Source organism: Brevundimonas sp. (assembly GCF_024711105.1).
Lineage (GTDB): Bacteria > Pseudomonadota > Alphaproteobacteria > Caulobacterales > Caulobacteraceae > Brevundimonas.
Genome location: NZ_JANJTL010000129.1, coordinates 1 through 9,714 on the forward strand (window position 1 = coordinate 1; position 9,714 = coordinate 9,714).

The 9,714-nt window shown below is 69.6% G+C and carries 11 protein-coding genes; 6 read left to right on the top strand and 5 right to left on the bottom strand.

Features of this window, described 5'->3' with window-relative positions:
• Positions 1–3: 3 nt before the first annotated feature.
• Positions 4–1,035 (bottom strand): 2'-deoxycytidine 5'-triphosphate deaminase, encoded by a 1,032-nt coding sequence (locus Q0M60_RS09600; RefSeq protein ID WP_296818674.1) that lies wholly within the window; start codon positions 1,033–1,035, stop codon positions 4–6.
• Positions 1,036–1,126: 91 nt separating this feature from the next.
• Here Q0M60_RS09600 and Q0M60_RS09605 point away from each other — a divergent pair, with 91 nt between their 5' ends.
• The 3 genes from Q0M60_RS09605 to Q0M60_RS09615 are packed head-to-tail and all read left to right on the top strand — an operon-like array spanning position 1,127 to position 3,196.
• Positions 1,127–1,978, top strand: coding sequence for an aspartate/glutamate racemase family protein (locus Q0M60_RS09605; protein ID WP_296818675.1), 852 nt, complete (start codon positions 1,127–1,129; stop codon positions 1,976–1,978).
• Positions 1,979–2,030: 52 nt separating this feature from the next.
• Positions 2,031–2,588, top strand: coding sequence for a hypothetical protein (locus tag Q0M60_RS09610; protein ID WP_296818677.1), 558 nt, complete (start codon positions 2,031–2,033; stop codon positions 2,586–2,588).
• Positions 2,585–3,196 (top strand): SAM-dependent methyltransferase, encoded by a 612-nt coding sequence (locus tag Q0M60_RS09615; protein WP_296818679.1) that lies wholly within the window; start codon positions 2,585–2,587, stop codon positions 3,194–3,196. The genes Q0M60_RS09610 and Q0M60_RS09615 overlap by 4 nt, the downstream gene beginning before the upstream one ends.
• A gap of 6 nt (positions 3,197–3,202) precedes the next feature.
• Here Q0M60_RS09615 and Q0M60_RS09620 read toward each other — a convergent pair whose 3' ends face one another.
• Both Q0M60_RS09620 and Q0M60_RS09625 read right to left on the bottom strand, forming a co-directional pair.
• Positions 3,203–3,889, bottom strand: a complete 687-nt coding sequence (locus tag Q0M60_RS09620; RefSeq protein ID WP_296818682.1) for a response regulator transcription factor — start codon at positions 3,887–3,889, stop codon at positions 3,203–3,205.
• Between the two features lie 5 nt (positions 3,890–3,894).
• Positions 3,895–4,602: a YggS family pyridoxal phosphate-dependent enzyme gene (locus Q0M60_RS09625; protein WP_296818683.1), complete on the bottom strand. Its 708-nt coding sequence runs from the start codon at positions 4,600–4,602 to the stop codon at positions 3,895–3,897.
• On the opposite strand from Q0M60_RS09625, the gene Q0M60_RS09630 reads away from it, so the two are divergent.
• The 3 genes from Q0M60_RS09630 to Q0M60_RS09640 all read left to right on the top strand — a co-directional run bounded on the left by Q0M60_RS09630 (position 4,590) and on the right by Q0M60_RS09640 (position 8,050).
• Positions 4,590–5,219: a thiamine phosphate synthase gene (locus Q0M60_RS09630; protein WP_296818686.1), complete on the top strand. Its 630-nt coding sequence runs from the start codon at positions 4,590–4,592 to the stop codon at positions 5,217–5,219. The genes Q0M60_RS09625 and Q0M60_RS09630 overlap by 13 nt on opposite strands.
• A 137-nt stretch (positions 5,220–5,356) precedes the next feature.
• Entirely contained in the window at positions 5,357–7,753 is a 2,397-nt protein-coding gene (gene glf / locus Q0M60_RS09635) for a UDP-galactopyranose mutase (RefSeq protein WP_296818688.1), read from the top strand.
• 90 nt (positions 7,754–7,843) lie between these two features.
• The gene (locus Q0M60_RS09640; RefSeq protein ID WP_296818690.1) at positions 7,844–8,050 is read left to right on the top strand and encodes a hypothetical protein; all 207 of its coding nucleotides are present in this window, start codon (positions 7,844–7,846) and stop codon (positions 8,048–8,050) included.
• Here Q0M60_RS09640 and gshB read toward each other — a convergent pair.
• Both gshB and Q0M60_RS09650 read right to left on the bottom strand, forming a co-directional pair.
• The gene (gshB, locus tag Q0M60_RS09645) at positions 8,047–8,988 is read right to left on the bottom strand and encodes a glutathione synthase (protein ID WP_296818692.1); all 942 of its coding nucleotides are present in this window, start codon (positions 8,986–8,988) and stop codon (positions 8,047–8,049) included. The two genes, Q0M60_RS09640 and gshB, sit on opposite strands and share 4 nt — an antisense overlap.
• A 19-nt stretch (positions 8,989–9,007) precedes the next feature.
• Positions 9,008–9,714: transglutaminase family protein (locus Q0M60_RS09650; RefSeq protein ID WP_296818694.1), on the bottom strand; the 707-nt coding region annotated here is incomplete at its 5' end.

Here is a 9,714-nt window from a genome sequence, read left to right on the forward strand (position 1 = left end):
TCGTCAGCCGCGATCCGGCCAGGCCCGGAAATGCTTGGAAAGCTTGAGCCCCTGGCGCTGGTAGTGCGAGCCGCCCTCGCCGTAGAGGCGCGCGGGCCGCTCGGTCATCGGCTCATAGACCAACCGCGCGACCGTCTGGCCGTCCTCCAGCAGGAAGGGCGCCTCGTGGCTGCGCACCTCCAGGACGGAGCGAGACCCCTTGCCGTGCGCCTCGTCCACACCGAAGCCAGGATCGAAGAAGCCGGCGTAGTGGACGCGGAACTCGCCCACGGATGGGTCGATCGGCAGCATCTCGGCGGCCTGGTCGACCGGGATCTCGGTCGGCTGTTTGGAAACCAGGATGTAGAATTCGCCCGGATCCAGCAGCAGCTCGCCGCCGCGCGGCATGAGCGGCTCCCAGAAGTCGCGGGGATCGTGGCCGTCGACCTTGTCGAGGTCGACCACGCCGGCGTGGCGCCGGCCGCGGAAGCCCGCGATCTCGCCGGTCAGGTCGACGCCGACGTCGCGCACCTCCAGCTTGGGCGGATCGCCGACCTTGAGCCGCAGCTGGTTGAGGCGCGTCCCCGGCCGCACCAGCACTGAGAAGGTCTGCGGCGTGATCTCCATGTAGAGCGGGCCGTCATAGCCGTCCGCCACGTCGTCGAAGGCGCGGCTGCGGTCCGTCAGCAGACGGACGAAGACGTCCACCCGGCCGGTCGAGCTCTTGGGATTGGCGCGGGCCTGGACACCCGGCGGCAGGGCCAGCCGCTCCTGCAGTTCGGCGATGTAGACGCAGCCCTTCTCGAGCACGACGCCGGCCTCAGTCAGCTCGATCGGATGCATGATCACGTCGGCCAGCCGCTCGGCCACGGTGCGGTGGCCGGGCAGGAAGGACGCCCGCACCCGCCAGGCGCGCGTCCCCAGGCGCAGGTCCAGGCTCGCGGGCTGGATCTGGATGGGCTCGAAGGGTGTGGCGGCCGAGATGGCGCCGCCGGCGATGAGGGTTTCGATGGCCTGGCAAGGCAGGATGCCGGGCGCGGATTCGTTCAGGTTCATGGCGGTGGCTTAGCGCGTTCCGGCGACGCATGGGAGTGCACGGGCAACTGCGCATTCCTCAGGCGTCGAAACACCGCTAGAAGCCGCTCCCATGGCGATAGGCGTATTCGATTCCGGCGTGGGCGGCCTGACCGTCCACCGACGGCTGGTGGACCGGTTTCCGAGCGCGGACTTCGTCTATCTGGCCGATCAGGCCAATGCCCCTTACGGCGGGCGCGGCGGTGAGGAGATCGTCGATCTGACCCGCGCCGGCTGCGAGCGGCTGTTCGAGGCGGGCGCCAACCTGGTTGTCCTGGCCTGCAACACGGCCTCGGCCATCGCGCTCCGCCGCCTGCAGCAGACCTGGCTCCCCGACTATCAGGCCAGACTGGGCCGACGGGTGAACATTCTGGGCATCATCGTGCCGACGATCGAGGCCGCGACCGGGCGTCCCTGGGAACACCTGATCAACGCCTCGGACGACAAGATCCAGGCGCTGGAGATCCTCGGCGTCTTCTGCACCGCCGCCACGGCCATGAGCCGGGTATTCGAGATCGAGATCGAAAAGCGGCGCGAGGACCTGGCCGCCTTCAGCGAGCCCTGCCCTGGCCTCGCCGGCCTGATCGAACTTGGCGCCCCGGCCGAGGAGCTTCGGGTGGTGGTCGCGGACCACGTGGATGCGCTCCGCCGCCGGATCGGCCGGCATCCCGACAAGGCGCTACTCGGCTGCACCCACTACGAGATCATCTCGGGATTGTTCGAGGAGGCGCTGCCCGCCGGCACGCCCCTGATCCATCAGCCGACCGCCACGGCCGATGCGTTGGATCGGTATTTCAAGCGGCACCCCGAATATGACGTCGGGTCGTCCGGCAAGCGTCGCTTCCTGACCACCGGCCAGCCGGGACGGCAATCCGATCTCGTCTCCCAGTTCTGGGGCGGCCCGGTCACCTTCGAAGCGGCTTGAGCCCGGCCCCCGTTTGGGGTCATCGTTCCGAGCGCTGTCCGGGGAGGAACCGATGAAGCTCGCTAGCATCCTGTGTGGCCTTTCGCTGACCTTCGCCGCGACGGCGGCCTCCGCCGAGGTCGTCGAGACGCGGGCCGACGGCTTCAAGCTGGAAAGCCGGGTCCAGATCGGAACCGGCGATCGCGAACTCGTGTGGTCCGAGCTGGTCGGCATCGGCGACTGGTGGAGCGACAGCCACACCTATTCCGGCGACGCCTCGAACATTTCCATCACGCCGGAGGCGGGAGGCTGCTGGTGCGAAATCTGGCCGGGCGGACAGATCGAGCACGGCCGCATCATCCTGGCCTGGCCGGAGCGCGGGATTCTGAGGGCCGAAGCCCCGCTAGGCCCGCTTCAGGCTCAGGCGGTCAACGCAGTGCTGACCTGGGAGATCCGCTCGCGCGGCCAGGGCGAAGGCCTGGAGATCGTCCAGACCTTCGAGGTCAACGGCGGCACGGCGGCCACGGCTCAGGCCGCTCCGCTGGTCGACATGGTGATGACCGAGGGCCTGGACCGATTCCGCCGATACATGGCCTCGGGGGATCCTGAGGGCGAGCTGGACGACGAGTGAGCCGGACGCCGACCCGGTCCGTCCACTGGAACACTGTCTATGAAACCAGGGCGGCGGACGCCGTCAGCTGGTTCGAGGCCTCACCCGACCGCTCCCTCGGCTGGATCGCCAGGGTCGGCGCCGCGCCGGCGGAGCCCGTCATCGACGTGGGGGGCGGCCTGTCCGGGCTGGGCGGCGCGCTTCTCGACCTGGGATTCGAGGACGTCACCCTGCTGGACATTTCGGACACGGCCGTCCGCCGCCAGGTCGCGGCACGCCCGGCGCTGCACGGCATCGTGGCCGATGTCTCGACCTGGCGGCCCGAGCGAGTCTACGGCGTCTGGCACGACCGGGCCGTGCTCCATTTCCTGCAATCCGAGCCGGAGCGAACCGGATATCGGCGCGCGCTCGAAGCAGGGCTCAGAGCGGGCGGCCATGCGATCATCGCCACCTTCGCGCCGGACGGCCCGGAGACGTGCAGCGGCCTGCCGGTGCGCCGCTACGACGCCGCCGGACTGGCGGCGTTCCTCGGTGATGATTTCGAACCGCTATGGGATGAGCGCTTCGACCACCGGACGCCCTGGGGGGCTATTCAGCGTTTCGAGGTCGCGATCTTCAGGCGGCGCTGAGGCCGCTCAGGCCTGCAGCCGGTAGCCGCCGCCCTCGGTGATGAGCAGACGCGCCTGCCCCTTGCCAGGCTCGATCTTCTGGCGGAGGCGGTAGATGTGCGTTTCGAGCGTGTGCGTGGTGACGCCGGCGTTGTAGCCCCAGACCTCGGTGAGCAGTTCCTCGCGGCTGACCGCCTCGGAGCGGGCGCGCAGGAGGTACTTCAGGATCGAGGTCTCCTTGTCGGTCAGACGGATGCGCTTGCCCGTGTCGTCGAACAGGGCCTTCTGGGCCGGACGGAACTGATAGGGGCCAATGCGGAAGACGGCGTCCTCGGACTGCTCGACGCTGCGCAAATGGGCGCGGATGCGGGCCAGCAGGACCGCGAAGCGGAACGGCTTGGTGACATAGTCGGTCGCGCCGGAATCGAGGCCCTGGATGGTGTCGGCCTCGCTGTCCTGGGCGGTCAGCATGACGATGGGCGCGCGCACGCCGGCCTCACGCAGGCGCTTGCAGACCTCGCGGCCGTTGATGTCGGGCAGGTCGATGTCGAGCAGGATCAGCTCGGCGCGGCCTTCGGAGCCCTTCTTGACGCCGTCGAGCCCCGTGGCGGCCTGGTCGACCGAAAACTCGCCGTTCAGCGCCAACTGCTCGGCCAGCGCCTCGCGCAGGTCGTTGTCGTCGTCGACGATCAGAATCGAAGTCGCCTGGGCCATGGCCCTTATTGGCCCGATGCGGCGCTGGCCGCAAATCCCTCCCGTGCCCCGAACAGGGCCGAGCCGACGCGCACATGGGTGGCGCCGAAGCGGACCGCGGTCTCGTAGTCGCCGCTCATGCCCATCGACAGACGCTCGATCCCGTTGCGGCGGGCGATCTTTCTGAGCAGGGCGAAATGCATGGCCGGCTCCTCGTCCGCCGGAGGAATGCACATCAGGCCCGAAACGTTCAGGCCGTGCGTCTTGCGGACCCGTTCGAGGAAGGCGTCGGCCTCGGCGGGCAGGACGCCGGCCTTCTGCGGCTCCTCGCCGGTGTTGACCTGGACGAACAGTTCGGGCGCGCGCCCGGCCTTGGCGATCGCCCGGACGAGGGCCTCGGCGAGGCTGTCGCGATCCAGCGTCTCGATCACGTCGAACAGGGCCACGGCATCGGCCGCCTTGTTCGATTGCAGCGGGCCGATCAAGCGCAACTGGAGATAGGGCCATTGGGCGCCCCGGTCGGCCCAGCGCGCCTGCGCCTCCTGCACCCGGTTCTCGCCGAAGACCCGCTGGCCGGCCTCAAGGATGGCCTCCACTCGCTCCCAGGGCTGTTGCTTGCTCACCGCGATCAGGGTCACATCCTCGGGCGCGCGGCCCGCGGCCCGGGCGGCGCGCGCGATCCTGTGGCGGACAGCCGCCAGGGCCTCCTGCGGACTGTGACTTGGACTGGACATCGAACGCGCTCCTGTCGACGGCCTTGGCCCTAAGCCAGTCGCACGCCCGCGCCAACCCGGTCGGACGCGACCTGCCGCCGTTGCTGTTCCTGACCGACCCGGAGCGTACGCCTGAGCCGTGGCGGATCGCCGAGCGCCTGCCGGAGGGCGCGGGGGTCGTCTTCCGGGCCTTCAGGCGGCCGTACGCGCTGGAGGTCGGCCGCAGGCTGGCGGAGACGACGCGGCGGCGCGGGCTTGTCCTCCTCGTGGGGGCGGATGCGGAGCTGGCCACGGCGCTGGCGGCGGACGGGGTCCACCTGCCCGAGCGCGATCTCGCACGCACGGCCTCGCTGCGGCTGGATCATCCCGATTGGCTGATCACCGGCGCCGCCCACTCGGCGAGGGCGCTGCAGGGCGCGGTCGCGGCGGGGGCGGACGCCGCACTGCTGTCGCCGGTGTTCGAGAGCCGCAGCCCGTCGGCGGGCGCGCCGCTGGGCGCGGCCCGGTTCGTCGAGCTCGTGCGCGACGCGGGCCTGCCGGTCTATGCGCTCGGCGGAATCACGCCCCTGACCGCCCCAGAACTCGCCGCCAGCGGAGCGTGCGGGCTGGCGGCCGTCGAGGCCCTCGCCGCCGCATAGCGCCGATCCGTCAAAAACCGATTGAGAGGCCGAAAAAGCTCTTTTTGGTCCATGACATCGGTCTGATTGTCGACAGAGGAACCGACGCTCATCTCAAAGGTTTGTGCAGTGCAACCCTCTTGCAGGTGGAGTCTTCTATGCCCGGTCTATCGTCGGAAGATCGTTCGTTCGCGCCCGGAAACGGGTTCACCGGCGCCCGGGGCGCCGACAGTCCGGCGACCCTGATCTGTTTTTCGCACCTGCGCTGGGACTTCGTCTTCCAGCGTCCGCAGCACCTGATGACGCGCTTCGCCGCGCACCGGCCGGTGATCTTCTTCGAGGAGCCTATCGTCGAGCAGGGCCGCACGGCGCCGGCGCTGCGCCGCAACGTCTGCGACAAGTCCGGCGTGGTCGTGGCCACGCCGCTGCTGCCGCCGGGCCTGGATCCCGAAGCCACCGACATCGCCGCCAAGGCCCTGCTCGACGAACTGGTCGAGGAGCGGGAGATCAGCCGCCCGATCGTCTGGTACTACACGCCAATGATGCTCGGCTTCTCGCGGCATCTGGAGTCCTCGGTCGTCGTCTATGACTGCATGGACGAGCTGTCGCACTTCCGCTTCGCCCCGCCAGAACTGGTGACGCGCGAGCAGGAGCTGTTCGAGAAGGCCGACGTCGTCTTCACCGGCGGCTACAGCCTGTGGGAGGCCAAGCGCCTCCAGCACGACAACGTCCACCCCTTCCCGTCCAGCGTCGACCGCGCCCACTTCGCCCAGGCGCGCGAGCTGGACCGCGACGCCGCCATCGACCAGGCCGGCCTGATCCAGCCGCGGCTCGGCTACTACGGCGTCATCGACGAGCGGCTCGATCTGGAACTGATCGCCGCCCTGGCCGACGCGCGGCCGAACTGGTCCATCGTCATGGTCGGGCCGGTGGTGAAGGTCGATCTCGAAGACCTGCCCAAGCGCAACAACGTCCACTACCTGGGCTCGAAGTCCTACGCCCAGCTGCCGTCCTACCTGGCGGGCTGGGACGTGGCGCTGATGCCCTTCGCCATCAACGACGCGACCAAGTTCATCAGCCCGACCAAGACGCCGGAATATCTGGCGGGCGGCCGGCCGGTGGTCTCGACCCCGATCACCGACGTGGTCCGCCACTATGGCGACCTCGAAGGCGTGCGCATCGCTGATACCCCCGAAGCCTTCATCGCCGCGTGCGAGACGGCGCTCGAGCTCTCGAACAACCCTCAGGCCTGGCGTCCGGAGGTCGACAAGATCCTGTCGGAGCTGTCCTGGGACCGCACCTTCGCGCGCATGGCGACCCTGATCGACGAGGCGGCCGCGCGCCGTCCCGGCGGGACGCCGCTGCGCGTCGCCGGCCCGGCCATCGTGGCCTCCAAGCCCAAGCGCCGGCCCGACTATCTGATCGTGGGCGCCGGCTTCGCGGGGTCGGTGCTGGCCGAACGCCTCGCCTCGGACGCCGGCAAGCGGGTCCTGGTCATCGACCAGCGCCCGCACATCGGCGGCAACGCCTACGACCACCACGACCAGGCCGGCGTGCTGATCCACAAGTACGGGCCGCACATCTTCCACACCAACTCCCAGGAGGTGTTCGCTTATCTGTCGCGCTTCACCGCCTGGCGGCCCTACGAGCACCGGGTGCTGGCCTCGACGCGCGGCCTGCACGTGCCGATGCCGATCAACCGCACGACGCTGAACATGCTCTACGGCCTGAAGCTCGAGACCGACGCCGAGGCCGAGGCCTTCCTCGCCTCGCGCGCCGAGCCGGTGGAGAAGATCCGCACCTCCGAGGACGTGGTCGTCAACGCCATCGGGCGCGAGCTCTACGAGCGCTTCTTCCGCGGCTACACCCGCAAGCAGTGGGGCATGGACCCGTCCGAACTCGACAAGTCGGTGACCTCGCGCGTGCCGACGCGGACCAACCTGGACGACCGCTATTTCACCGACCGGTTCCAGGCCATGCCGCTGCACGGCTACACTCGGATGTTCGAGAACATGCTCGACCATCCGAACATCGAGATCGAGCTAGGCGTCGACCACACCGAGGTCGAGGCGGAGGTCGAGCCCGGCCACACCATCTTCTGCGGCCCGATCGACGAGTACTTCGGCCACCGCTTCGGCGAGCTGCCCTACCGCAGCCTGAAGTTCGACCACCAGACCCTGGACCAGGAGTGGTTCCAGCCGGTCGCCACGGTGAACTATCCGGAGGAGGACGTGCCCTACACCCGGATCACCGAGTACAAGCACCTGACCGGCCAGACCAACCCGCGCACCTCGATCACCTACGAGTATCCGAGCGCGGAGGGCGATCCCTACTATCCGATCCCGCGCGCGGAGAACCACGCCCTGTTCAAGCAGTACGAGGCGCTCGCCCTGCAGCAGCGGGACGTGACCTTCGTGGGCCGTCTGGCGACCTACCGGTACTACAACATGGACCAGGTGGTGGGTCAGGCGCTGGCCACCTATCGCCGCCTGCGCGAGGCCGATCAGCCACGTCCGGGCGCGGCCGCGGGACAGACGGCGGCGCCGGCCTCCTGAGGCCGTCGCGGCCGGCCCTCCACAGGCCGGATCGAACCAAATCAGGATTCACCGGTTAGCTTCCCTGGGAAGACAGCCGAGGGAGGCCCTATGTCCGCGCCCGTCACGACGCTCGAAGCGCTGGAAGACCTGGTCGACCAGCTCGCCGGCTCCAGTTTCACGGACCGCGAAGGCCGCACGCTGGAAAGCACCCAGGTCTACAGGACCGCAGTCCAGGTCCTTGAGGACCGTCGCCCCCGCGAGGCTTCCAGCTTCCAGCCGACGTCGCGCTCACGCGAGGACCGCTCGCGGCACTAGGCCCGCTTCGCCTCGATCACGTCCCACAACAGGGCGGCGGCGTCTGCGCCGCCGAAGCGCTTGAGCTGCTGGGCGCCGGTGGGCGAGGTCACGTTGATCTCGGTCAGATAGCCGCCGATCACGTCGATGCCGACGAAGATCAGGCCGCGCCGCTTCAGCTCCGGGCCCAGGATGTCACAGATCTCGCGGTCCCGCGCGGTCAGTTCGACCGGCTCGGCGACGCCGCCGACGCGCAGGTTCGAGCGGGTCTCGCCCTTGGGCGGCACGCGGTTGATGGCCCCGGCCACCTCGCCGTCGACAAGGATGATGCGCTTGTCGCCCTCGGACACGGCCGGGATGAAGGCCTGCATGACCAGCGGGTCGCGGTTTATCGCCGCGAAGGTCTCGACGAGCGCCGCGAGGTTCCGGTCCTCCTTGGTCAGCCGCATGACCCCCGCCCCGGCCGCCCCATGCAGGGGCTTGAGCACCACGTCGCCGTGGCGAAGGTGGAAGTCGGCCAGGACGTCCACGTCGCCGGAGATGATCGTCGGCGGCTGCAGGCCCTGGAAATGGGTGGCGAACAGCTTCTCCGGCGCGTTCCGCACTTCGGACGGATCGTTCACGACCAGCACCCGGGGATGCACCGTCTCCAGCAGGTAGGTCGCCGTCACATAGGCCATGTCGAACGGCGGGTCCTGGCGCATCAGGACCACGTCGAGGGCGTCGGCGACCTTCAGGGTCTCGGGCTGGCCCAGTTCGTAGTGATCGCCGCGCACCGGCCGGACCGTCAGCGGCCAGGCCCGCACGAACAGTTCGCCGTCCTCCAGCGCCAGGTTCTGCGGCTGGTGCCACCAGAGGCGGTGCCCCCGCGCCTGGGCCTCCAGCAGCATCATGAAGGTGGTGTCGGCCTCGATGTTGATCGGGGCCAGCGGGTCCATCTGAACGGCGGTTCTAAGCATGGCCGTATGTGGCTCCGCCTCAGTTCAGGCGCAACAGGACGCGCTTCTTGGCCTGTTCGGCGCGGGCCGCGGCGGTGCCGTCCAGTGCATGGGCCATCTCCAGCGCCTGGAGCGCGCCGGCCAGCGCACCCTGCTGTTCACGCGCGGCGGCCACGTCCAGCCAGGGGCGGTGGTCCGTGGGGTCCAGCAGGGCGCAGCGCAGCGCGGCGCGCTCGGCGGAATCGTTGTCGCCGGCCCGCTGGGCGCGGACGAAGACCAGGTTCTGCAGTCGGATCAGCAAGCGCCGGTCGGTGATCGGCGCCATCAGCAGGTCCATCCGGTCCGCCGCCATCGGCGTCAGGCCTGCGCGCAGCGCCCGGCGAGACAGCTCCGACGGCAGCACCAGCCGCCCTTGGCTGAAGGGGTCCACCGCCACCGGACCATCCGGCGTGTCGACGCGCAACAGGACGTGGCCGGGGAAGTCGACGCCCGCCGCGCCGACGCCGCAGGTCCGGCAGGCGTGCAGGTAATAGACCGCCAGCGCCGCCGACAGGCCGCGCCTCTGCTCGGCCAGGTCGATGACGTCGGTCGCGGCCGGATCGGCCCAGTTCAGCAGGTCCCCGTTCAGCCGCAGGTCGCCCGACAGGGTCTCGGCGATGGCCTCCTCGACGCTCTCGCCCGGCAGCCGTTCGGCCAGCCGCTCGGCCGCGGCCCGGCCCAGCAGCCGCGCCGGCTCCGCATCCCGGA

Bases quoted from the DNA above. Each gene is read 5' to 3' on its own strand.
- glf (WP_296818688.1), top strand. From the start codon at position 5,357: ATGCCCGGTCTATCGTCGGAAGATCGTTCGTTCGCGCCCGGAAACGGG.
- gshB (WP_296818692.1), bottom strand. From the start codon at position 8,988: ATGCTTAGAACCGCCGTTCAGATGGACCCGCTGGCCCCGATCAACATC.
- Q0M60_RS09610 (WP_296818677.1), top strand. From the start codon at position 2,031: ATGAAGCTCGCTAGCATCCTGTGTGGCCTTTCGCTGACCTTCGCCGCG.
- Q0M60_RS09620 (WP_296818682.1), bottom strand. From the start codon at position 3,889: ATGGCCCAGGCGACTTCGATTCTGATCGTCGACGACGACAACGACCTG.
- Q0M60_RS09640 (WP_296818690.1), top strand. From the start codon at position 7,844: ATGTCCGCGCCCGTCACGACGCTCGAAGCGCTGGAAGACCTGGTCGAC.
- Q0M60_RS09625 (WP_296818683.1), bottom strand. From the start codon at position 4,602: ATGTCCAGTCCAAGTCACAGTCCGCAGGAGGCCCTGGCGGCTGTCCGC.
- Q0M60_RS09605 (WP_296818675.1), top strand. From the start codon at position 1,127: ATGGCGATAGGCGTATTCGATTCCGGCGTGGGCGGCCTGACCGTCCAC.
- Q0M60_RS09600 (WP_296818674.1), bottom strand. From the start codon at position 1,035: ATGAACCTGAACGAATCCGCGCCCGGCATCCTGCCTTGCCAGGCCATC.